23 protein-coding genes are annotated in these 23300 nt (G+C 68.2%); 18 read left to right on the top strand and 5 right to left on the bottom strand.

Translation table 11 applies throughout. The features are described 5' to 3' along the window. Window positions 1-30 precede the first annotated feature (30 nt). On the bottom strand, window positions 31-2352 hold the full coding sequence (locus GTH33_RS04535) for an FtsK/SpoIIIE family DNA translocase (RefSeq protein ID WP_163957278.1): 2322 nt from the start codon (window positions 2350-2352) through the stop codon (window positions 31-33). A gap of 136 nt (window positions 2353-2488) precedes the next feature. Between GTH33_RS04535 and GTH33_RS04530 the strand changes: the two genes are divergently transcribed. Then, the gene (locus GTH33_RS04530) at window positions 2489-3703 is read left to right on the top strand and encodes a UbiH/UbiF/VisC/COQ6 family ubiquinone biosynthesis hydroxylase (protein WP_163957277.1); all 1215 of its coding nucleotides are present in this window, start codon (window positions 2489-2491) and stop codon (window positions 3701-3703) included. Then, complete coding sequence (locus GTH33_RS04525; protein ID WP_243848351.1) at window positions 3700-4224, top strand: MAPEG family protein; 525 nt, start codon at window positions 3700-3702, stop codon at window positions 4222-4224. Before GTH33_RS04530 ends, GTH33_RS04525 begins: the two co-directional genes overlap by 4 nt. Before the next feature lie 18 nt (window positions 4225-4242). Here GTH33_RS04525 and GTH33_RS04520 read toward each other — a convergent pair whose 3' ends face one another. The 4 genes from GTH33_RS04520 to GTH33_RS04505 all read right to left on the bottom strand — a co-directional run bounded on the left by GTH33_RS04520 (window position 4243) and on the right by GTH33_RS04505 (window position 7262). Next, window positions 4243-4416 (bottom strand): Trm112 family protein, encoded by a 174-nt coding sequence (locus GTH33_RS04520; protein WP_163957276.1) that lies wholly within the window; start codon window positions 4414-4416, stop codon window positions 4243-4245. Beyond that, the gene (locus GTH33_RS04515; RefSeq protein ID WP_163959593.1) at window positions 4413-5048 is read right to left on the bottom strand and encodes an LON peptidase substrate-binding domain-containing protein; all 636 of its coding nucleotides are present in this window, start codon (window positions 5046-5048) and stop codon (window positions 4413-4415) included. Before GTH33_RS04515 ends, GTH33_RS04520 begins: the two co-directional genes overlap by 4 nt. Before the next feature lie 2 nt (window positions 5049-5050). Beyond that, the gene (locus GTH33_RS04510) at window positions 5051-5944 is read right to left on the bottom strand and encodes a tetratricopeptide repeat protein (protein WP_163959592.1); all 894 of its coding nucleotides are present in this window, start codon (window positions 5942-5944) and stop codon (window positions 5051-5053) included. A 226-nt stretch (window positions 5945-6170) separates the two neighbouring features. Beyond that, window positions 6171-7262 (bottom strand): flagellin N-terminal helical domain-containing protein, encoded by a 1092-nt coding sequence (locus GTH33_RS04505; RefSeq protein WP_163959591.1) that lies wholly within the window; start codon window positions 7260-7262, stop codon window positions 6171-6173. A gap of 289 nt (window positions 7263-7551) precedes the next feature. Here GTH33_RS04505 and GTH33_RS04500 point away from each other — a divergent pair, with 289 nt between their 5' ends. The 16 genes from GTH33_RS04500 (at window position 7552) to flhB (ending at window position 23265) form a co-directional block, all read left to right on the top strand. Next, window positions 7552-8868 (top strand): sigma-54 interaction domain-containing protein, encoded by a 1317-nt coding sequence (locus GTH33_RS04500; RefSeq protein WP_163957275.1) that lies wholly within the window; start codon window positions 7552-7554, stop codon window positions 8866-8868. Beyond that, window positions 8865-9236 (top strand): flagellar hook-basal body complex protein FliE, encoded by a 372-nt coding sequence (gene fliE, locus GTH33_RS04495; protein WP_163957274.1) that lies wholly within the window; start codon window positions 8865-8867, stop codon window positions 9234-9236. Before GTH33_RS04500 ends, fliE begins: the two co-directional genes overlap by 4 nt. Before the next feature lie 3 nt (window positions 9237-9239). Then, complete coding sequence (gene fliF, locus GTH33_RS04490) at window positions 9240-10913, top strand: flagellar basal-body MS-ring/collar protein FliF (protein ID WP_163957273.1); 1674 nt, start codon at window positions 9240-9242, stop codon at window positions 10911-10913. A gap of 56 nt (window positions 10914-10969) precedes the next feature. After that, on the top strand, window positions 10970-11935 hold the full coding sequence (fliG, locus tag GTH33_RS04485; RefSeq protein ID WP_208404132.1) for a flagellar motor switch protein FliG: 966 nt from the start codon (window positions 10970-10972) through the stop codon (window positions 11933-11935). Further along, window positions 11928-12671, top strand: coding sequence for a FliH/SctL family protein (locus tag GTH33_RS04480; RefSeq protein WP_163957272.1), 744 nt, complete (start codon window positions 11928-11930; stop codon window positions 12669-12671). Before fliG ends, GTH33_RS04480 begins: the two co-directional genes overlap by 8 nt. Then, entirely contained in the window at window positions 12671-13999 is a 1329-nt protein-coding gene (locus tag GTH33_RS04475) for a FliI/YscN family ATPase (protein ID WP_163957271.1), read from the top strand. Before GTH33_RS04480 ends, GTH33_RS04475 begins: the two co-directional genes overlap by 1 nt. Continuing rightward, window positions 13992-14423 (top strand): hypothetical protein, encoded by a 432-nt coding sequence (locus GTH33_RS04470; RefSeq protein WP_163957270.1) that lies wholly within the window; start codon window positions 13992-13994, stop codon window positions 14421-14423. The genes GTH33_RS04475 and GTH33_RS04470 overlap by 8 nt, the downstream gene beginning before the upstream one ends. A gap of 38 nt (window positions 14424-14461) precedes the next feature. Further along, window positions 14462-17803: a flagellar hook-length control protein FliK gene (locus GTH33_RS04465; RefSeq protein ID WP_163957269.1), complete on the top strand. Its 3342-nt coding sequence runs from the start codon at window positions 14462-14464 to the stop codon at window positions 17801-17803. A gap of 23 nt (window positions 17804-17826) precedes the next feature. Further along, on the top strand, window positions 17827-18444 hold the full coding sequence (locus GTH33_RS04460) for a flagellar basal body-associated FliL family protein (RefSeq protein WP_163957268.1): 618 nt from the start codon (window positions 17827-17829) through the stop codon (window positions 18442-18444). 4 nt (window positions 18445-18448) lie between these two features. Continuing rightward, window positions 18449-19387, top strand: a complete 939-nt coding sequence (locus GTH33_RS04455; RefSeq protein ID WP_163957267.1) for a flagellar motor switch protein FliM — start codon at window positions 18449-18451, stop codon at window positions 19385-19387. Then, window positions 19384-19683: a flagellar motor switch protein FliN gene (fliN, locus tag GTH33_RS04450; RefSeq protein ID WP_163957266.1), complete on the top strand. Its 300-nt coding sequence runs from the start codon at window positions 19384-19386 to the stop codon at window positions 19681-19683. Before GTH33_RS04455 ends, fliN begins: the two co-directional genes overlap by 4 nt. A 6-nt stretch (window positions 19684-19689) precedes the next feature. Then, window positions 19690-19947 (top strand): flagellar biosynthetic protein FliO, encoded by a 258-nt coding sequence (locus tag GTH33_RS04445; protein WP_163957265.1) that lies wholly within the window; start codon window positions 19690-19692, stop codon window positions 19945-19947. Continuing rightward, complete coding sequence (fliP, locus tag GTH33_RS04440) at window positions 19944-20828, top strand: flagellar type III secretion system pore protein FliP (protein ID WP_163957264.1); 885 nt, start codon at window positions 19944-19946, stop codon at window positions 20826-20828. Before GTH33_RS04445 ends, fliP begins: the two co-directional genes overlap by 4 nt. Before the next feature lie 10 nt (window positions 20829-20838). Next, on the top strand, window positions 20839-21108 hold the full coding sequence (fliQ, locus tag GTH33_RS04435) for a flagellar biosynthesis protein FliQ (protein ID WP_037535176.1): 270 nt from the start codon (window positions 20839-20841) through the stop codon (window positions 21106-21108). Window positions 21109-21355: 247 nt separating this feature from the next. Next, on the top strand, window positions 21356-22126 hold the full coding sequence (gene fliR / locus GTH33_RS04430) for a flagellar biosynthetic protein FliR (RefSeq protein ID WP_163959589.1): 771 nt from the start codon (window positions 21356-21358) through the stop codon (window positions 22124-22126). Beyond that, a complete protein-coding gene (gene flhB / locus GTH33_RS04425) occupies window positions 22126-23265 on the top strand; it encodes a flagellar type III secretion system protein FlhB (RefSeq protein ID WP_163957263.1) in 1140 nt (379 codons plus the stop codon). The genes fliR and flhB overlap by 1 nt, the downstream gene beginning before the upstream one ends. The last annotated feature ends 35 nt before the right edge of the window (window positions 23266-23300 follow it).

Genomic DNA, 23300 nt, shown 5'->3' with positions numbered 1-23300 from the left:
CCGGGAGCGCAGGGTCGGAGCGGTGACGCGTTAGATCGCATGCCCCTCGGTATCGCGCAGCACCTCGCGGCGGCCGACGTGATCGGGACGACTGACGATGCCGTCCTTCTCCATTTTCTCGATCAGCCGCGCGGCCGAATTGTAGCCGATGCGCAGCTGGCGCTGCAGCCAGCTGGTCGAGGCCTTCTGCGATTCGCACACCAGCTGTATCGCGCTGCGATATTGCTGGTCCTCGGCCGAATCCTCGCCCTCCGGAGCGCCTTCCAGCGTGAAGCCGTCCTCCGGCTCTTCGGTGACCGAGCTGATATAGTCGGGCTGGCCCTGCGCACGCCAGTGATCGGCGATGCCGCGCACCTCGTCGTCGCTGACGAACGGGCCGTGGACGCGGACGATGCCCTTGCCGCCGGGCATGTAGAGCATGTCGCCCTTACCGAGCAGCTGTTCGGCGCCCTGTTCGCCCAGGATGGTGCGCGAATCGATCTTGCTGGTGACGTGGAAGCTGATCCGGGTCGGCAGGTTCGCCTTGATGACGCCGGTGATGACGTCCACCGACGGTCGCTGCGTCGCCATGATGAGGTGGATGCCCGCCGCGCGCGCCTTTTGTGCCAGGCGCTGGATCAGGAATTCCACTTCCTTGCCGGCGGTCATCATCAGGTCGGCAAGCTCGTCGACGATGACGACGATCTGCGGCAGCGGTTCGTAGTCGAGCTGCTCTTCCTCATACACCGGCTGGCCGGTTTCGGGATGATAGCCGGTCTGCACGCGTCGGCCGAGGCGCTGGCCCTTTGCTTTGGCGGCGCGCACCTTGTCGTTGAAGCCCGCCAGGCTGCGGACGCCAACCGACGACATCTGGCGGTAGCGATCCTCCATCGTCTCTACCGCCCATTTCAGCGCGCGTACCGCCTTGGCAGGATCGGTGACGACGGGCGAGAGCAGATGGGGAATGTCGTCGTACATGCTCAGTTCGAGCATCTTGGGATCGATCATGATCATCCGGCACTGGTCCGGCGTCAGCCGGTACAGCAGCGACAGGATCATGCAGTTCAGCCCGACCGACTTGCCCGACCCCGTCGTACCCGCGACCAGCAGATGCGGCATCGGCGCGAGGTCGGCGATGACGGGGTCGCCGGCGATGTTCTTGCCGAGGATGATCGGCAGCTGCGCCGCCTGATCCTCGAACGTCTGGCTGCCGACCAGTTCGTGCAACGACACGGATTCGCGCTTCGCATTCGGCAGTTCGATGCCGATGACGTTGCGGCCCGGGATCACCGCGACACGTGCCGACACCGCGCTCATGTTCCGCGCGATATCGTCGGCGAGCGCGATGACGCGGCTCGCCTTGATCCCCGGTGCGGGCTCCAGCTCGTACATCGTCACGACCGGGCCGGGGCGCACCTCGTTGATGACGCCGTGCACCTTGAAATCGTCGAGTACGTTTTCGAGCAGCCGCGCGTTCCGCTCCAGCGCCGCCTTGTCGATCGTGCCCTTGGGCACCGGTGGGGCCGGGGTCAGCAGGTCGATCGACGGCAGGGTGAAGGTGTGGCCGAGATCCAAATTCTGCTGGCGGGGTTTCGGCCTGGCGGCGGATGGGGCGAGGTTGCGGTCGGCGATGACCGGTGCGGGTCGTGGATCGGGTTCGGCCACCGCCCGCGGCTCGATGACCTTGCGGGCGAGTTGCAGCGGTTCCTCGTCCTCCTCGTCGTCGATGTCGTCATAGGCATCGGCGATGGCGTCGCCCGAACCGGCTGCGCGCAGACGCCGCAGGCGGAACCGGCGTTCGCCGAGGTCGATTTCCAGGCTCTTCGCCCAGACGATGATCCCGGTGACGCCGACGATCAGGCCGATACCGCGCGCAGCCCAGCGTTCGGCGCCGGGCTGGCCGATGAAGCTCAGCGCCCAGGCGACCAGATGCGCGACCGACAGGCCGACGACGCCGCCCCAACCGGCGGGAAGGGCGAGCACCGACGAATCGGAGACGAACGCCAGTGCCGCGGCCATCGCCGCGACGCCGATCGCCGCGTTGCGCAGCATCGCCAGCCAGCGCCCCGGTGGCTGATCGCGCCACAGCCGCACCGCGACAATCGGCGCGATCGGCAGCAACAGCGCGACCGCCGGGCCGAACAGCGTCAGCGCCAGATCGGCGAACCACGCGCCGGGCGGTCCGGCCAGGTTCTGGACAGGCCCGCCGGACGCGGTGTTCAGCGCCGCGTCGCTGGCGCGATAGCTCGCCAGCGCCAGCACCATCAGCGCCGTGAACAGGAACAGGGCGATCGCGGCGATCAACGCCCCCCCGCGCACCGCCCCCGCCTTCACCGTCTCACGCAACAAGCCTGGCTGCGCACGGCTCGCCATTGCCCGATCCCTTCAATGTCGCGAAAATTGCCGCGGAATCATCGGGCCGCGCGTGCGTTACGTCAAGGCGGCTGCGGCAGGACGTGACGGCCGGGCGTGATTGGCACCCACGCATTGCACCTGTAGGGAAGACGATATGGACACAGACGTCATCATCCTGGGCGGTGGCCTGGTCGGCGCCACCCTGGCGCTCGCGCTCGATGCGCACGGGGTCACCAGCACCGTGATCGATCCGGCCGATCCGGCGGTGATGCTGGCGCCGGGATTCGACGGGCGCGCCTCGGCGATCGCCAGCGCCACGGGCCGCATGCTCGATGCGATCGGCATCGGGGCGAAGCTGGCGGGGCAGGGGTGTGCGATCCGCCATATCCGGGTCAGCGACGGCCTTGCCCCGGGCAAGCTCGATTTCCGTCCCGACGAGGGCGATGGCGCGCTCGGGACGATGTACGAGAACAAGCTGCTGCGCCGCGCACTGTTCGAAACGGCCAGTGCGGCGCGCCACGTCGACCTGCGCATGCAGACGCGCGCGACGGACGTGGTGCGCGGTCCCGCCGGCGTCGTGGCGACGCTGGACGACGGCACCACCGTACGGGCGCCGCTGCTGATCGCGGCGGAGGGGCGCAATTCGCCCACGCGGGAGGCGGCGGGGATCACCGTGGCCCGATGGCGATATGACCATGCCGCGATCGTCGGGGCCTTCCACCACGAACACAGTCACGAGGATATCGCCTTCGAGATCTTCTATCCGTCGGGACCGTTCGCATTGTTGCCGCTGCCCGACGATGCGATCGGCCACCGCTCGGCGATCGTCTGGTCGGTCAAGGGTGCGGACGGGCCGGCGATGATGAAGCTCGGCGATCGTGCGTTCCTGGCCGAAGCGACCAAGCGGATGGGCGGCTTCCTGGGCGAACTCGGCGCACCCAGCCCGCGGGCGAGCTATCCGCTGGGGTTCCACCATGCCGCGCGGATCACGGCCGAGCGGCTGGTGCTGGTCGGTGACGCCGCGCACGGCATCCACCCGATCGCTGGGCAGGGGCTCAACCTCGGCCTGCGCGATGCGGCGACGCTGGCGGAGGTGCTGGTCGATGGCAAGCGGCTGGGGCTCGACCTGGGCGATCCGGCGCTGCTCGAACGCTATCAGCGCTGGCGCGGACTGGACACGTTCATGGTCGCCGCGGCCACCGACACGCTGACCCGCCTGTTCGGCATTCCCGGCAAGACCGCAAGCGCGGTACGGCGATTCGGCATCGGCGCGGTCGACAGGCTGCCGCCGCTCAAGGACCGCTTCATGGCCGAGGCGCGGGGCGAGAGCGGCACCCTGCCCAAGCTGTTGCAGGGATTGATGGTGTGAGCGAGCCGGTGGCGCACCAACCGCCGGGCAGGGCGCGGGACGGCGTCGCGCGCGGCATCGGCATCGGCCTGGGGCTGACGATCGCCGCGGTCGTCATCGGTTACAGCCGCGGTGCCGCGGCAACGCTGGAAAGCCGCGCCGGCACGCTGGGTATCGCCGCGCTGATCCTGGGCCTGTGGCTGGCGGCGGGAATCGGAGACGTGGCGCGGCGGCGGTTTCGATCGGATGCCGCGATCGACGGCGGTAACCGGGTCGATCCCGGCGTCGACGTCGCGAATGCGATCCTGCGCAACACGGCGGAACAGGTGCTGCTCGCCGGCATCGCCTATACGTCGCTGACCCTGCTCAGCGATCACGCGCGCGTACCGGTGGCATTGTTCGCGGCCTGCTTCTCGGCCGGGCGGCTGTTGTTCTGGACCGGCTATCGCGACGGTGCGGAGGCGCGCGCGCTGGGCTTTGCGCTGACCTTCTATCCCAGCGTCGCGGCGCTGCTGATGGCGGCGGTGGCGCTGATCGTCTGAATCGCCGGCGCCGGCGGATCAGGCGTCCATCAGTCGCCGCGCCTCTTCGGGCAGCATCACCGGTACGCCGGCGCGGATCGGATAGGCGAGGCCAGCGGCCTCCGACACCAGCTCCTGCGCGGCCTCGTCATAGCGTAGCGGTTGCCGGGTCACCGGGCAGACCAGTCGGGCAAGCAGCCAGGGGTCGATCACTGCAGCGTCACCTTGTCCTCGCCATCGTGGCGACCGAAGAACTGCATCAACTGGATGATAAGCTCTGCCCGGGTCTCGATATCGGGCGCCTCCAGCAGCGCCTGTTTCGCCGCGGTGTCGAATGGGGCGATCTGGGCGATGCCGTTGACCAGGCTTTCATCGTCCAGCCGACCGACGGCTTCCCAGTCGACCGCATAACCCTGGGCATCGGCGAAGCGGCGCGATTCGAGTTCCAGCGACGAACGCCGCCCGAGCGACAGCGCGTCGTCGGCATCGATCGGCAGCAATTCGGCCTCCACCTGGCGAAACTGCGTCGTCACATCCAGTTCGCGCAGCACGCGGAACAGCGCGACGCCCTCCAGCACCAGATTGTAGCGGCCATCGTCCAGCGCCTCGACCTCGGCGATCCGGCCGACGCAGCCGATCTCGTACAGATCCGATGCGTCACCGCCGCCGGTCGATCCCGTCGCGCCCATGGTCATCGGCTGGATCATGCCGATCCGCCGATCGCGCGCCATCGCATCGCTCACCATCGCGCGGTATCGCGGTTCGAAGATGTGCAGCGGCAGGTGCATGCCGGGGAACAGCAGCGCCCCCGGCAGCGGAAAGATCGACAGGCGGACGGGCGGCATGCTCATCCGAACAGGATCGCGGACAGGCGGCGGCGCTGTGCCGATACCCAGGGATCCTCCAGCCCGACGACTTCGAACAGCTTGAGCAACTGCTGCCGTGCCGCATCCTCGTTCCAGCCGCGATCGGCGGCGATGATGTGGAGCAGATTGTCCGCGGCGCCGTCGCGATCGCCCGCCGCCATCTGGGCGTTCGCCAAGGCGAAGCGGCGGTCGTGATCGTCGGGATTGCCGGCGACCTCGGCGGACAGGCCGGCGAAGTCCTCGACCGGCTGCGCGCTTTGCGCCAGCGCCAGCGCCGCTTTCGCCCTGTCGATACCGGCATCCTTGATGTCGGCGGGCAGGGCGTCGATCGCCGCCTGCGCATCGTCGGTCAGTCCGGCGGCGACCAGCGCACGGATCCGACCCGACAGGATCGCGGGATTGTCCGGCGCCATGTCGAACAACTGGTCGAAGATCGACAGCGCGCGTTCGGTATCGCCGCTGGCGAGCACATCTTCGCCCATCGCGATCAGCGGCTCGATCTCGGCGGCCGCTTCCGCACCCGGTGCCTCGATCGGCAATTGTTTCAGCAACTGGTCCAGGATCACGCGCAGCTGCGATTCGGTGCGCGCGCTGGTGAGGTCGGCGACCAGCTGGCCCTGGAACATCGCATAGACTGTCGGGATCGACTTGATCTGGAATTGGGCGGCGATGAACTGGTTCTTGTCGGTATCGATCTTGGCCAGCACCACACCCTTGTCGGCATAGGCGTCGGCGATCTTGTCCAGGGTCGGTCCCAGCGCCTTGCACGGCCCGCACCATTCCGCCCAGAAATCGATGATGACGAGGGACGTCATCGATGGTTCGACGACGTCGCGACGGAAATCCTCGACCGCCTGCTTTTCGGCTGGCGACATTCCTAGCGTGGCCAAGTCATGCTCCTTCGTATTCGGTTGCCGCCCATGTGGGGCAGCAGGACGCCGACGCCAAGGTTTTTGCGATTGCGGCCGCGGCCGGCATGACCCGAAACGCCGAAAACCCCGGCGGCGCTGGGCCACCGGGGTTTTGGCTTCGCTCGTCCTTGGGGGGAGAGCTCGGTCGGCGCCAACGCCCTTGGGGGCAGCGCCAGCGCCGATGACTGGATTACTGGAGGAGCTTCAGGACACCCTGCTGGCTCTGGTTCGCCTGGGCGAGCATCGCCGTCGACGCCTGGCTGAGGATCTGCGCCTTCGCGAGCGCCGTCGTCTCGGTCGAGAAGTCGGCGTCTTCGATGCGGCTCTTCGCATCCGACAGGTTGGTCGAGTTGGTGGTCAGGTTGTTGACGACCGACTGCAGGCGGTTCTGCGCGGCACCGAGGTTCGCACGAACCGTGCTGACCGTCTTCTGGAAGGTATCGACATTGCCGAGCGTAGCGGATGCCTTTGCAGCGGTGCCGACGTCGAACTGGGTGGCAATACCACTGAGCGTCTTCGTCGCGGTCGTGCCGGTCGATGCGTCCGCTTCGAAATAGTTGTCGCCGGTCTGCAGCGTCTTAACCGTCCCGATGTCGGCTTCGGTCACGGTCGCGCCGCCGAGCTTTGCGCCCTTGGCGTAGTCGTCCTTCGAAACGGTGCGCGTGTCGTTGACGTTGGTGCCCGCGGCTCCACCGCTCGCGACCACCGTCGTCAGCTTGCCTTTGGCGGTCGTATAGTTGCTGCCGACCGTCGACAGGTTGCCGATATTGATGTCGACCGTCAGGCCCGAGTCGGCGCCCGTCTGGATCGTCGTCTTGGTGCCATTGCCGGCAGTGCCAGCTGCCTTGGTCGAATCGCCTAACGTCGTGTCGAAAAGCGGAACGCCATTGAACTTGGTGTTGGCCAGCGTGTCGCTGATCTGCGACGTGAGCTGCGAAACTTCGGCCTGCAGGTTGGCCCGGTCATCCGTGCCGTAGGTGCCCGACGCCGACTGGACGCTCAGTTCGCGGATGCGCTGCAGCATGTTGCTGACCTCGCCCAGTGCGCCTTCGGCGGTCTGCGCCAGGCTGATGCCGTCGTTGGCGTTGCGGATCGCCTGGTTCATGCCGCGGACCTGCGCGTTCATGTTGGTCGAGATTGCGAGGCCGGCGGCGTCGTCCTTGGCCGAGTTGATGCGCTTGCCCGTCGACAGACGCTCCATCGAGGTCTGCAGGGCCATGTTGGCCGAGGTCGAGGCATTCGTCGCACGCAGCGAAGCGATGTTGGTGCCGATAACGGTCATGTGAGTTCTCCAATTAGCTGCGGCCTTCCCCGCCGCCCCCAGAGCGGAGGGCCGAGCCGCCAGATGGGATAACGGCCCGGCCCGCGGCGGCTTAAGCGAAAAAGTTGCACGCCGATCCGCCGGCAGATCGGGTCCGACCCAACGCGTGCCGGGGCCTCGTACGGGGGCGTCGTGCGCGCGCGTGATGCAGGCGGGCCGGCGCCCGGAAATATTTTGCCGGCCGGCAACCGTTTTAACGACGCGTTTACCCTTCTTGCCGCATTGGGAGCATGTCCTTGGGGGATACCAAATGCGTTCGATCTTTCCTTCCGCTGCCGTGTCGCAGCGCAAATACGCGCTCGTGTCGGGGCTTCGCGCCCAGGGCTTCGGCGTCGGGTCCTTCGAATCGGGCCAGCCAGGCCCCGGCGACCTGTTCCTCGTCGCCGAGGGCGAGGCGCCGCCGGCGCCGGCGCGTACCGTCATCATCGGTGACGAAGGACGCCATGTCGTCCCCTCGCGCGACGGCAATCCGGCGCGAATCGCCTTTGGCCACGAAGATGCGGCGGTCGGCAACGGCTTTGCCCGCGCGCTGGTCGCGGGTCCGGACATGCCCACCGCGGCCGATCCCGAAAGCCTCGCGCTGCTGGCGCTCGCCGAGCGAGTCGCGCAGGCCGACATCACCGTCCTGATCAACGGACCGACCGGCACCGGCAAGGAGGTGCTGGCGCGCGCGATCCACAACAACTCGCCGCGCCGCAACGGCCCGTTCATCGCGATCAACTGCGCCGCGCTGCCCGAGACGATGCTGGAAGCGCTGCTGTTCGGCCATCAGAAGGGCGCGTTCACGGGCGCATCCTCCGGCGGCGAAGGCTTTTTCCGCGCCGCGGACGGCGGCACGATCCTGCTCGACGAGATCGCCGAGATGCCGCTTCAGCTGCAGGCCAAGCTGCTCCGCGTCCTTCAGGAGCGCGAGGTGGTGCCGATCGGGGCGTCCGTGCCGCAGTCGATCGACGTCCGCGTCGTGGCCTGTGCCAACCGCGATCTGCAAGGCGAAGTCGCCGCCGGCCGGTTCCGCGCCGATCTGTACTACCGCCTGTCGGTCTTTCCACTCTCGACCAAGCCGCTGGCCGAGCGTCCGCAGGATATCCCCGCGCTCGCCGCGACGATGATCCTGCGTCACGCCGGCGCGCGCACCGTGGTGCCGTGGCCGACGGCCGAGGCTGTCGAGCAGCTGATTCGCCACGACTGGCCGGGCAACGTCCGAGAGCTGGAAAACGTGATCCAGCGTGCGCTGCTGTTCGCCGGCGGCGACACGATCGAGGCGAGCCACATCGTGTTCGACCGCCCGGTCAGCTTCACCTTCCACCGCGAACCCGCGCCGGTGACGCAGCTGTTCCCGCAAGCGCTGGCACCCGCGCTGCCGGTAGAGCCGGCGACGCTGGGCAACGTCGTGCAGATGAGCGAATTCCAGGCGATCCGCGAGATGCTGGCCGCATGCGGCGGCAGCCGGATCGAAACCGCCCGCCGCCTCGGCATCTCCGAACGGACGCTGCGCTACCGGCTCGCCAAGGCGCGCGAACAGGGTGACGACCTCGCCCGGCCGCTTAGCATGGCCGGTGCCGCATGAGCGGCGTCGGTGGTGTAGGCGGAGTCGGGGGCGGCGCGATGAGCGTCGACCGGGTGATGCAGCTGCGTTCGCAGATCCTCGAACGCAATCAGGCGCTCAGCCGCGCGAGCGCGACTGAGACGAGCGCACCGGCGGGAGCGACGAAGCCGACCAGCTTCGCCGATACGCTTCAGGATGCGCTGAAGGACGTCAACGCCGGCCAGAACAAGGCATCGGCGCTGTCCGAAAGCTACGAACGCGGTGAGACGGTCGACATCGCCAAGGTCATGCTGGCGCGCCAGCAAGCCTCGGTCGGGTTCGAGGCGACGCTGCAGGTCCGCAACAAATTGCTGTCCGCCTACAAGGACATCATGAGCATGCCGGTGTAATCGATGAGCACTGCACTCGCCACCACCTCGCCCTCGGGCCTGCCCGAGAAGTTCGCCAATCCGCTGTTGCAGATCAAGGGCGTGCTCGCCCAGCCGGCCGTGCGCCGCAGCCTGCCGATGGCGATGCTCGTCGCGCTCATCGGCGCGGCGGCGCTCGCCTGGATGACCCTGTCGACGCCGACGCAGAAGACGCTGTTCACCGGCCTGACCGACGCCGACAAACAGGCGGTAACGTCCGCGCTGACGCAGGCGAACATCACCAGCCATATCGACGACGGCACCGGTGCGCTGACCGTCGACGAGGATCAGTTCAGCAAGGCGCGGATGCTGCTGGCGGGCCAGGGCCTGCCCAAGCAGGCACCCGGCGGCTATGCGATCCTCGACCAGCTGCCGATGGGCGTCAGCCGTGCGGTGGAGGGCGAACGCCTGCGCCAGGCGCGGGAGACCGAACTCGCCCGCTCGATCGAGGATATCGACGCCGTCGCCGAGGCGCGCGTGCATCTGGCCACGCCCGAGGCGTCGGTGTTCGTGCGCGACAACGCTTCGCCCTCCGCCTCCGTGGTCGTCAAGCTGCAGGGCGGTCGCGCGCTCAGCCAGAGCCAGGTGCAGTCGATCATAAACCTGGTCGCCAGCTCGGTGCCGGGGATGAAGCCCGAGAGCGTCACCATCGTCGACCAGATGGGCGCGCTGTTGTCGAAGCCCGGTGCCGGCGGCGCCGATGCCGATGGCGACGCGCGGCTGGAGATGCAGCGCAAGACTGAGGACAAGGTGCGCCAGCAGCTGGTGCAGCTGCTGACCCCGCTGGTCGGCGCCGGCAATTTCACCGCCGAGGTGCAGGCCGACATCAACCTCGACGAGACGCAAGCGACGCGCGAGAGCTACGAAAAGCAGGGCGCACTGCGTGCCGAGACCGGCAACTGGACCGGCAACCAGGCGAATGCGCCGACGACGCCCGGCGGCATCCCCGGCGCGCTCAGCAACACGCCGCCACCTGCCAGCCAGTTGCAGGCGCCGCAGGCCGCCAACGGTGCCTCCGGTGCGCCGGCGACCGATCCGGCTCCCGTGGCCGGCGGCGCCGCGCCCAACCCCAACAAGCAGAGCGACAGCTTCCAGCGCGCCTACGACCTCGGCAAGGAGGTGTCGGTGACGCGCCAGACACCGGGATCGGTCAAGCGCCTGTCGGTCGCCGTGCTGCTGCGCGATCCGGAAAAGACGCGCCGTACCGCGATGGAGATCGGCCAGATCACCGACCTGGTGAAGAGTGCGGTCGGTTTCGACCAGACGCGTCAGGACCAGGTGACCGTGATCAGCCGCAAGTTCGCCGACGCTGCCGACGCCGCCACCGGCCCGGCCTGGTACGACAATGCCTGGCTGCCGGTGCTGGCCCGCAATGCCACCGCGATCGTCATCGCGCTGCTGGTGTTGTTGCTCGGCGTCCGGCCGCTCGCCAAGGGACTGATGAAGAAGCGCGAGGAGGCGACGCCCGCGCTGGCCGGTCCGGCCGCTGCCGACACCGCCGCGGACGGCATCACCGTGCATGAATCGGTCAGCCTCGATCGCCTCGAGGCGTCGCAGACGGTCGACGACCGGATCGGCGCGGTCCGCGGCTTCACCCGCGACAATCCCGCCCGGGCGGCGCTCGCCATCCGTGACATGATCAAGGCCGACGCCAAGTGAACGCGGTGACCGCCATTCCGCGCACCTATACCGGTGTCGAACGCGCCGCGGTGCTGATGATGCTGGTCGGCGAGGAAGAGGCCGCGGCCATCCTCCAGAAGCTCGATCCCGAAGAGGTGCGCCAGCTCGGCTCGGCGATGTTCGCGGTCGCCGACGTCTCCGAACAGGAGATGGAGGACGTGCTCGACGATTTCGTCGGCAAGGCGCGCGAGCGCACCGGCATCACCTTCGAACCGCGTCCGCGGATCGAGGCGGTGATGAATCGTGCGCTCGGGCCCGAGAAAGCGGAAAGCGTGCTGGCACGGATCACCCCTGCCGAAGCCAATTGCGAGCTGGAACTGCTCGACTGGCTCGATGCCAGCGAGATCGCGCAGATGATCGAGAAGGAGCATCCGCAGATCGCCGCAGTGATGATCGCCAACCTCGACCCCGCGGTCGGTGGCCAGGTGCTCGAACTGCTGCCCGATGCGGTGCAGCCCGACATCCTCCACCGCATCGCGCGACTGGGGCCGATCAATCCTGACGCGGTCGAGACGCTGAAGGCGGTGCTCGCCAATCGTCGCGGCAGTGGTGGCGGGCGTTCGGGCGGCAACGGCCCGACGCTGGGCGGCACGCGTGAGGCGGCGAAGATCCTGCAGGGCGCCCGCAAGGCGACCGAGCAGCGGGTGATGCCGAAACTATTCAAGATCGACAAGGACGTGGCGAAGGCGATCGAAGAGGCGATGTTCGTCTTCGACAACCTGCTCGACCTGGACGACAAGAATCTCGGTACGCTCATCCGCAACGTCGACGGCGACATCCTGGCGCGCGCCTTGAAGGGCGTCGACGAGACTGCGCGCGGCCGCTTCCTCGGCTGCATGTCGGCGCGCGCTGCCGATGGCATCCGCGACGAGATGGAGGCGCGCGGGCCGATGAAACTCGCCGAGGTGCTGGAGGCGCAGAAGGCGATGATCGGTATCGCCCGCAATCTCGCCAAGGACGGCACCATCGTGATGGGCGCGGGCGACGACGATTATGTCTGATTTCGTCGCAGGGTTCGCCGCCCGCCACGACACCGCCGCGCATCTGCTGCAGGCCGCGTTCGCACCGCCGCAGGGCTTCACCCCGCGCGAGATGTGGGCGACGCTGGAACGCGCGATGGGCGGCGACCGGGACGATACACGCCCTGCCGGACCGAAGCATTTCAGTCCCGCCGACCCGGGCGGTGAAAAGCCGACGCAGGGCTGGGATCCGCTGGACACGCAGGTCGAACCGACCGGCTTTATCGATCCGGTCGAAACCGCGCATGCCGCCGGCTATGCCGAGGGGCTGGCTGCCGCCGCGGCGGCGGCGCGGGAAAGCGGCGACCGCGACCGTGCGCTGCTGGTCGAATTGACCGCGGCGCTTGCCAATGGTCATCAGCTCGATCGCGACCGCATCGCCGGCCAGCTGCGCCAGACGGTGCTGCTGCTGGTCAACAAGCTGGTCGGCGAATGCGGCGTCACCGCCGACGTGCTGAACGGCCGGATCGAGGCCGCGGCCGAAATGCTGGCGGATGCCAGCGAATCGGCATTGCTGCGCCTGCATCCGGACGACCTGCCGCTGGTCGACGGCTCGCTGCCCAAGTCCATCTTCGCCGCCGGCGATCCTGCGCTAGCGCGCGGTAGCTTCGTCCTCGAAAGCGCGTCGACGCTGATCGAGGACGGTCCGGAATTGTGGCTCGGTCAGCTCGCCGAGGCGATCGACCGGGTGCCCGTGCCGGCGCTGGAGCCACGCTGATGCTCAACCGATTCACCGCCGACTATCTCGAGACGCTCGGCGTGGCCGATTTCCGCCCGACGCCGAAGGTTTCCGGTCGCCTCGCCTCCTACGACGGATTGCTGATGGAGGCGATCGGCCTGTCGCTGCCCGTCGGCACGGTGTGCGAGATCGGCGGCCACGGCGACGCCAAGGTCGAGGCGGAGGTGATCGGCTTTCGCAACGGTCGCACGCTGCTGATGAACCTGGGTGGCCCCGCCGCGCTGCTGCCGCGCGCGCCGGTCCGCCCCGTCGGCCCCCCGGGTGAGGCGGAAGTGGGCGACGCCCTGCTCGGCCGCGTCGTTGATGGTGCGGGCAGGCCGATCGACGGGCTGGGCCCGATCCGCGGTGCGCAGAAATGGCCGCTCGCCGGCAAGCTGCAATCGCCGCTGGATCGCGGCCGCGTGCTGCAGCCGATGGATGTCGGCGTGCGCGCGATCAACGGCCTGCTGACGATCGGCCAGGGCCAGCGCGTCGGTATCATGGCCGGATCGGGCGTCGGCAAGTCGGTGCTGCTCGGCATGATGGTCCGCGCGGCGCAGGCCGACGTGATCGTCATCGGCCTGATCGGCGAACGCAGCCGCGAAGTCGCCGATTTCCTGGAAACCAAGGTCGCCGGAGAAGCGCGCAAGCGTGCCGTCGTCGTCGCCGTGCCCGCCAATCACAGCCCCGTGCTGCGCATCCGCGGTGCGCTGCGCGCGACCGCCATCGCCGAAGCCTTTCGCAACGAAGGCAAGAAGGTGCTGCTCATCATGGACAGCCTGACCCGGGTCGCGCACGCCGGTCGCGAGATCGGCCTCGCGCTCGGTGAGCCGGCGTCGGCGCGCGGGTATCCGCCGTCCGCGATCGCGATGCTGCCCAATATGATCGAGCGTGCCGGCACCGACGTGCGCACCGGCGGATCGATCACCGCCATCTATACCGTGCTCGCCGATGGCGACGACGGCAACGATCCCGTCGTCGATTCGGCGCGGTCGATCCTCGACGGGCATATCGTGCTCAACCGGCATCTCGCCGAACGCGGCGTCTATCCGGCGATCGACATCGGCCCTTCGGTCAGCCGCGTGATGACCGACATCGCGCATCCCGACCACGTCCATGCCGCGCGTATCCTGCGCCGCCATCTCGCGACGTATGAGGAAAATCGCGATCTCGTGCTGATGGGGGCATACCGCCCCGGTGCCGATCCGGCGATCGACGCGGCGATCGCCGCGCATCCCGCGGTGATGGAATATATCAAGCAGAGCAGCGACGAGAGCGTCTCGCTCGGCGATGCCATCGCCGAATTGACCGGCGTCTTCGGTGCCTGACGCCAGGAAGCTCGCGCGCATCCACCGCGTGCGCACGTTGCAACTGGGGCTGACCCGCGCCGAAGAGGTGCGGGCGCACGAGAAGTTCGCCAGCGAGACGAACCTCGCCAATCGCATCCAGGCGCTCGCCGATGCCGTATCGCCCACCCGCGACAGCATCGCCACCGCTGCATCGCTCGGTGCGCAGGCGCATTTCCGCGAACGCCTGCACCAGTCGTCGGCTGCGGCGCAAATGCGCGTCCAGTCGGCCGAGATGTTCGTCAGCCGTGCCACCGAAGCCACCCGCTCGGCGAAGCGCGACCAGAGCGCGATCGAGAAACTGCTCGACCGCGCACGCCGTGCCGCACTCGTCAAGGAAATGCGCGCGCTGGAGGATACGCCGCCCGTATCCCCACTGAAGGCAAAACGGCACGATCCTTGCTGATCGGTACGGGACACCTTCGTTCCTGACGAGACCGCCCGATGATCAACGCCACCTTCGCCATTGCCCCGACCGCACCCGGCCAGCCGGCCAAGGGCGCGTCGCCGGTCGGCGGAGAGCTGTTCGCGCTGTCGATGATAGCGGTCGGGGCCAGTGACGGCATCGTGCCGAACGGTGCTGCCGATACGTCCGTCCGGCAAGCCCTTGCCGTCCCCGGCATTGCGTTGCCGACGCCCGCTGGTACCGATGCTGTCGATCCGGCGCTCGCCTGGTTGCCGGCGGTCGACATACCCGTTCCCGCTCCGCTCGACATCCCCCCCGCGCTGGCGAATGTCGCCAGCGATCCGGCAGCGGCATCGTCCCTCGCACAGTCCGTGCAGCGATCCCAACCGCTGTTGCGCAGCGGCGCCGCGATCGCCGCGTTGACGGCTCCGACGCTAGCCTCGGTCGCTTCGCAGGCGACCCGGCCGGAACGGACCAGCGCTGCCGCACCGGTTCCTGCGCCGATGGTCGTTACGAAGACGTGGCCGGATGCACCGGTGCTGCCAAACGACGCCGTGCAGCTGGACAATGTTATCGGGAGTGGGTCGGGCCGTGTGGCCGCTACTGGTGGGCATCGCTCGACGTCAGCGGCGCTGACGGGAGAGGGGCAGCCGGCGGTCAACGTCCATGCGCAACCTGTCGAGTCGGAGCCGCAAAGCGGCGCTGCGCCACTGGGTCGGGCCGCGTCAGGCGTAGCAGCGCCAGTGGTGCAGCGCGTACCACGCGACATGGCGCCCATGTCGATGGTTCAGGCGCCGTCGATATCGACGATCGTCGCCGCACCCCGGGCCATGTCGGATTCGAGTGCGGATCAGCATGTGCTGGCGCGCCGGGGCGATGTGGCCGCACCCGATCGAGCCGGTCCGGCGGATACCCCGCCAGCCGCAACGCGGGCACAGCGGGGCATGGCCATCGAGGCGTCGTCGACATCGACGATCGCCGCGGCACCCCGGGCTGTGACGGGCCCATTGGCGGATCAGGATACGTCGAAGCTGCCGAGTGATACGGCGGCACCCGATGTAACCGTGCCGGGTAATGCCCCGCCGGTTGCGTCCCGCGCGCAGCGGAATACGGTCCCCTCACCGATGGTCGATGTGCGGGCGGAGACAGGCGATGTCGCCAATCTGCAACCACCAGCGATCATCCCGCACCGTGACGCAAAGGCGTTGGGGTCGCCTCCCACATCACTGACGATCGAGAGCCCAATCGCGGGTGATGACGTGCAAACGGTACCCGAAACCGTGATCCAGCCGGGGATCGTGGTGGCCGGTGACCGGTCTGCGATCGCTGGCGCACCGGTACAGCCGATGATCGTTGCGCAGCCGGACGAAGCCGCTGCCCGCGATGCCAAGCTTACGATCGTGTCCGAGCGGCCCGTAGCGGCGACGTCCCGCCCGCGCCCGTCTCCGGCAACGCCGCAACCGACGGCGGGCGAAGCCTTGCCTCCGCGTGAAGGCGTCGTACCCCCGTCGCAGCCCGCGGCGAATCCACCGGTAGCGGCCATCACGCAGGGTGATGTCACGCCGGCATCCCAAGGCCCTGTTACCGCGATGCCGATCGCGCATGATGATGGGCCGACCGACGCGGCGCCGGCACGCAAGGCCGCTACCGCAGCGGCTCCTCGCCCGCATGCCGACGGTCTGCCGACGGCGGATGCGGCGCGATCAGGGTCCGCGACGGCGCTGACGGCCGATGACGGCACGGATGACGACGCGGATAGCGCACAGCCCTCGCCGCCCGTCCCACCAGCTGCCTTTGCCGCCATCCTGCCGCCGGTGCCGCAACCGATCGCTGTACCCATCGATCGCGATGTCGCGTCGCCCCCGCAATCCCGCCCGGCGGCGAGCGACGGCAGGTCGGTCGCTACGGTGGATCGAACCGCTGTGCCGGATCGGCTGGCGCCCGATGGAAACGCAGTGCGAACCCCGGTCGGGTCCGTTCCTGCGAGTGTCCGGGACGATGTCGCTGCGACAACGACGCGGGGCGAGACAAAGGACAGACGGCATGCTGCGAAGGCCGCCGGTGATAAGACGCCAGCGGAGCCTGCCGCTACCGATGCAACCGCCGGTCGGGCGCAGACTCGGGATGGCGACGCCGATCGATCGGAGCCGCCGTCGACCGATCCGGGCGCGATTGCGGCCGCGCGGCAGGGTGTTCCGCCAAACGCACAGGCATCCACGCCGGTCGGCGCGAGCAGCATCACGCCGGGTGTCGTACCATCGCGCCCCTCGAAGCGGGCAGCGCCGGCGATGCAGGCGGTCGACGGCGCACCGGCAGCGCCGCGGCAGAACGAAGGCATCGCCCCGGTAACGCCGCGGATCGAAACGCCGGTGTCGGCGCCGCGGCCCGCGGTCACCGCCGATGCCCCAGCGCGCTCGAATGCGTCCGTCGGGTCATCCTCCGCCGCTCCGGACACGCGCATGCCGTCTGCGCCCGGCACCGTCGCGCGCATCGCAGACGCCGATCCTGCCGGTACGCCGATCGTTGCCGTTGCGGCACCGGTCGGGGTCGCGGGCACGACGCTATCGCCCGACCCCGTGGCGCCGGGCCTGCCGGTGACGCCAGCCGAACCGCGCCCGACGTTCATGCGCGAGGTTGCGGGCAACGCGCGACAGACCGTCGCGCTGGCGCCGCAATCGCGCGAACCGTCGCAACCGATCGCGGGCATCACCGCCCCTGCGGCGCAGGTGTTCGGCGCTGCGATGCACGCCGCGGGCGTCATTGACGAGCGCAAGCGCATCGAGCCGTCCGACCCGTCGATCGCCGCTGCGGTCGCGGCATCGCCCGTCCGCGAGGTCGCTGCGACCGCCGACGCCGGCCAGCCGACGCTCGACATGCGGCAGGACGGCTGGCCGACGCACATGGTTGACCATATCGAGGCGCTGCGCGATGCGGCGAACGCCAACGACACGCGCATCCGGCTCGTCCCCGATGCGCTCGGCGCGATCGATATCGCCGTGAAGACGGTGGGCGATGCAATCCACGTCCGCTTCGCGGCCGAAGATGCGACGACCCGCGCGATGATCGAGGACGCGCAGCCGCGGCTGGCGGAGATCGCGCAGGAGCGGGGGTTGAAGATCGGCCAGACGATCGTCGAACCGGCGGCGGCGCAAAGCCAATCCGGTGCCGGCCAGTCCAACGCCGGCGCATCGCACCAGCAGCCCGCCAGCCAGCCGCCGGCCGGCAACGGCCAGCAACAGCCCTCCGCACAGGCGCAGGCCGGGCAGCAACAGCCCCGTCAGCAGCAACAGCAACAGGCCGCCGCCCCGCGCCAGCCTGCCGCCCCGCCGCGTGCGCCTTCCCATGACACGGATGCGGCCGGCAACGGCCGCATCGCCTGACCCATCCCCGAGGATCGACCGACATGAGCGACAAACCCGAAGACGCCGCACCCAAGAAGAAGGGCGGCAAGATGAAACTCCTGATCATGGTGCTCGCGCTGGTGGTGCTGGTGGGCGGCGGCGTCGGTGCCGGCGTCTATGCATCCAGCGCCGGCCTGATCGGCGGCGGGCATGCCGCCGCCGCCGACCATGGCCCCAAGCTGGTCCCCAAGTCCGAACAGAAGCGTCCCGCCGCCGGCGGTGAGGGCGAGGGCGGTCATGGCGGCGGCGAATCGTCCGGCAGCGGCGGCGCGCACGTGCCCTCGGGCGGGGACGGCGACAAATATGCGTCCAACTATTTCACGATGGACCCGCAATTCACCTCGAACCTCCAGGATTCGGTCCATGTGATCCAGGTCGGCATCGCCGTGTCGACGCCATACGACGACACGGTCATCGAAAATCTGAAGACCAACGACATCGCGGTCCGCTCGGCGGTGCTGATGACCCTCGGCGACACGCCCGAGGAGCAGGTGTTCACCTCCGCCGGCAAACAGCAGCTCCAGGGGCGGCTGGTGAAGGCGATCAACGCGACTTTGCAGCAAAAAGAGGGATTCGGCGGCGTTAGTAACGTCTACTTTACCAATTTCGTTGTTCAGTGAGGTCATGGTTAACGCCGAGGCAACCTCTGATCGACGGGCGCGGGATCGCGTACCGGCTGCGCATGCGGCGGGGCTGGGCGCGACGAAGCTCAATCCGTTCGGCGATCTGCACACGTTGCAGCATCTGTCCGCACGCCTCGCACGCTCGCTGCGCGGCGTGTTCGAGCCGCTGCTCCGTCGCGAGGTGCGCGCGTGGGCGGAACCCCTCGTCGTGCAACGCTTCGGCGATTATCGTTCGGAAAAGGGCGACCTGCTGACCGCATGGTTGCCGATGACGATGTCGCCCCAGGGTGCCAGCGCCCTGTGCGTGCTCGACGGCGTGTTCGTGCTCCAGCTGCTCGACCTGTTCTTCGGCGGCAACGGCACGACGCCGCTGCTGATGCCGACCGAATTCTCGCCCGCCGCCGATGCGATGGTGGGCAAGATCGGCCAGACGATCGCCGCGCCGCTGCGGACCGCGTGGGAACCGCTCGCCCGGATCGATTTTGCGCCGGGCCACGTCGAATCGAACGCCGCGATGCTGTCGACCGACGCCGACGATGCGATGATCGTCACCCGTTTCGGCATCGCCGCCGGCGACGACAAGCCGGTCTTCATGGACCTGATCTATCCGGTCACCGCGCTGAAGCCGCACGCACCGACGCTGACCGGCAAGGTGCTCGACAAGGCGGAGGCGGACCCCGCGTGGCGCACGTCGCTGACCCGCGCCGCGATGAACGTCCGCTTCCCGATCCGCTCGGTGCTCGCCGAGCCGGTGGTGCCGCTGGCGCTGCTGATGAACCTCAAGGAAGGCGATGTCATCCCGATCAGCTTCGATGCGCAGGTGCCAGTGATGGTCGGCAACGACTGTCTGGGGCGCGGCACCGTCGGCACCTCGAACGGCCACGCCGCCGTCCGCCTCACCTCCATTGCCCGATTCGACGACGAAGGACCTGACGCATGAACGACATGACCGGCGGCTTCCCGCTAGATGCCGGAGTGGCCGCCAATTTCCGGTTGCTGCAGGACGTCGACGTCAAGCTGACCGTCGAGATCGGCTCGACCTCGCTGACGCTGCGCGAACTGCTCGCGCTCGGCGAATCGAGCGTCATCGAACTGGACCGCCAGGCCAACGAACTGCTCGACGTCTTCGTCAACGGCACGCTGATCGGCCGTGGCGAGGTGGTGACGGTCGGCGACCGCTTCGGCGTGCGCATGACCGAACTCGTCGCTCCCGACAAATCCGCCGCGCGGAACTGATCGACCATGCTCTGGTCCTATATCCTCAAGCTCGTGATCCTGCTGCCGCTGGTGTGCGGCCTGATGATCGGCTGCCTGTATGCGTGGCGGAAGCTCGAAACGCGGATGCCCGGCGGCAAACCGACCAACCGCCTGATCGCGGTCAAGGAAACGATGATGATCTCGCCCGGCCTGCGCCTCGCGGTGCTCGATTTCGAGGGCAAGCGGCTGCTCGTCTCGGTCGGTCGCGGCGGCGTCAACCTGATCGACAAGGTGGACCAGTGACCGTCACGGTGACCCGGCGCGGCGCAGGTCCGGCGCTGTTCAGGCCTTCGGCGTCGACGCCGCGCGCGTCGGGCGGGCACAAATGGGTGTGGGGCGTCCTCGCGCTGCTGCTGGCGCTGCTGATCGCCATGCCCGCTTTCGCCCAGGCTGCACCCGCCGCCGCGCCCGCACCCGGCGTCGGCGACGCCGTCGACCGGGCGCTCGGCCAGCTGAGCGCGGGGGCGGCATCGGGCGGCGGTGCCCAGTCGGCACCGCTGTCGCTGTCGCTGCAAGTGCTCATCATCATGGGCCTGCTGACGATCCTGCCGGGCATCCTGCTGATGATGACCAGCTTCACCCGCATCGTCATCGTCCTCGCCGTGCTGCGCCAGGCGCTGGGCCTGCAACAGACGCCGCCCAACCAGGTCCTGATCGGCCTCGCCCTCTTCCTCTCGCTGTTCATCATGGCGCCGACGATCAGCCAGATGAACACCCAGGCGATCCAGCCCTATGCCGCCGGCCAGCTCGCCGGCACGCAGATGATCGAGCGGGCCGGTGCGCCGCTCCACGCCTTCATGGTCAAGCAGACGCGGATCAAGGACGTGACGATGTTCGCCGAAATGGCGAAGTCCGGCCCCTATGCCTCGTCCAGCGACATTCCGTTCGCGGTCCTGCTCCCCGCCTTCGTCACCTCGGAACTCAAGACCGCCTTCCAGATCGGTTTCCTGATGTTCCTGCCCTTCATCGTCATCGACCTCGTCGTCGCGACGGTGCTGATGGCGCTCGGCATGGCGATGCTGTCGCCGACCATCATCTCCCTGCCGTTCAAGCTGCTGCTGTTCGTGTTGGTCGACGGCTGGGCGCTGACCATGGGCAGCCTCGCCAACAGTTTCGCGACCTGAGGACAGTCGAATGGACGCCGATTACTTCCTCACCGTCGCCAACCAGACGATGTGGGTGCTGGCCCTCGCCAGCGCGCCGATCCTCATCCCCGCGTTGCTCGCCGGCCTGATCCTGGGCATGATCCAGGCGGCGACGTCGATCAACGAGCAGACCCTGAGCTTCGTGCCCAAGTTGCTGGTCGTCGCATTCTCGATCATGATCTTCGGGAGCCTGATCCTCGGGCTGCTGACCGATTTCACCGTCGGCATGTTCGAACGCATTCCGGATCTGGTAAAATAGTGACCACGCTGTTCCCGACCCACCCGTCACCCCGGACGTGTTCCGGGGTCCACTCCGCGGCGAGGCATAGGGCTGGAGCCTCCAGCCCTAAGCCTGCAGACAGGTGGACCCCGGAACACGTCCGGGGTGACGAAGCGTGTGGGCCACGCGCCGCGGCAAAGCCGCGTCGATCGGGTTCGGCTTTGCCGACCCGTCGGCCGGGCTTGCCTGCGTGGCGCGCGGCGCGCGCTCTCTCGCAGGCTGCGCCGTGCTAGGCTTCGGCCTCGCCATCGAACCGCAGCTGTGGGCGCTGATCTTCGTCATGGTGCGGATCGGTGCGGCGTTCATCGTCGCGCCCGTCTTCGGCGCCGTATCGATCCCGCTGCCCGTGCGCGTCGGCCTGTCGGGGGCGATCGGCATCTTCGTGCTCAAGGTCCATCCGATCGTCCCGCCGACGCAGATATTCGCGGTCGCGACGATCCTCGCCATCGTCGCAGAGGCGCTGGTCGGCGCCGCGATCGGCTTCATCCTGCAGATCGCGTTCGCCGCGCCGATGATCGCGTCCGAAATCATCGGCGGGTCGATGGGCATCGGTTTCGCCTCGTCGATCGATCCGCAGAACGGCCGTTCGTCGCCGGCGCTCGGCCAGTTCTTCACGATCATGCTCACCCTGCTGTTCCTGTCGGTCGACGGCCACCTCGTCCTCGTCGAATTGCTGGTGAAATCCTATGAGACGATGCCGCCCGGCACCTGGATCGCCCCCGACCGGTTGAAACAGATCGCCTTCTTCGGTGGCTACGCCTTTCTTGCCGGGTTGCTGCTGGCATTGCCGGTCGGCTTCCTGCTGCTCTGCCTCAACCTCATCGTCGGCATGGTCAGCCGCGCCGCGCCCGCGCTCAACCTGTTCTCGGTCGGCCTGCCCGCCAGCCTGGCCGTCGGCGTGATCGCGCTTGCGGTCGCGTTTCCGGCGATGGGCGACTATATGCTGGTCATCGTCCGCGAAGGGCTCGCGGCGACGCAGGGCCTGGTGAACAGCTGATGTCGGAGGGTGGCGACAAGACGGAAGCCCCGACACCCAAGCGCAAGCAAAAGGCGGCGGAGGATGGCAACATCCTCAAGTCCAAGGACTTTGCAACGGCGCTGGTGGTGATGGCGGGGGTGGCCTGGCTGATCTTCGCCGGCCCGTCGCTGATCGCGGCGTGCAAGGCGGTGATGGCCGCAAGCTTTCAGTTCGATCGCGCCGACGTCGAGGATTTCTCGCCCTGGCGTCCGCTGCAGCAGGCCGGCACAAAGCTGCTGCCCTCGCTCATCACGCTGTTCGCGGTCAGCGTCATCGCCACCATCGTCAGCTCGGCGGGCCTCGGTTCGCTAACCTGGAACAACAAGCTGATCGCCTTCAAGGGCAATCGGATCAATCCCGCCTCCGGTTTGAAGCGGATCATCGGTCCACAGGGGTGGATCGAACTCGGCAAGTCGTTGCTGAAAGTCGTCCTTCTCGCCGTCATTGGCGGCTACATGCTGTGGAAATCGAGCCGAACCACGCTCGGCCTCAGCTCCTCCAGCCTCGGCGATGCGGTGGCGGCGCTCGGTGGCACCTTCACCGGGATCATGATCGCGATGGCCGGCGGCCTGCTCGCCATCGCCCTGTTCGATGTGCCGATCCAGATCGTCCAGCTCCTGTCCAAGCTGCGCATGACCAAGCAGGAGGTGCGCGACGAGCACAAGGAAACCGAAGGTTCGCCGGAAGCGAAGGGCCATCAGCGCGCGATGCAGCGGGCGATGGCGACCGGCGGCGTGCGCAAGGCGGTGGCGGAGGCGCATGTCGTGCTCACCAACCCGACGCATTTCGCGGTCGCGCTGCGCTACGATCGCGGCAGGGACCAGGTGCCGGTGGTGGTCGCCAAGGGGCGTGGCGCGACGGCGCTGGCGATCCGCGAGGTCGCCGGCGAAAGCCGCGTGCCGATCCTCGAATATCCGATGCTCGCCCGCGCGGTCTATTACACCAGCCGCGAAGGGCAGGAGGTTCGCGACGACCTGTACGTGGCGATCGCCACCGTGCTGGCCTTCGTCTTCAACCTCAACGCGGCGGCGGGCGGTGTCATGCAGCCTCCCATCGATGTGCCGGAAAGCGCCCGGTTCGACGAACACGGCATCAAGATCGAACGGAAAATTCCTTAATTTCGCCGGGCTGCGGCCGTTAACACTGATGAAGC

Source organism: Sphingomonas insulae, from assembly GCF_010450875.1.
In the GTDB taxonomy this organism is placed as follows: Bacteria; Pseudomonadota; Alphaproteobacteria; order Sphingomonadales; family Sphingomonadaceae; genus Sphingomonas; species Sphingomonas insulae.
This window is presented reverse-complemented; position numbering and strand designations above follow the sequence as displayed.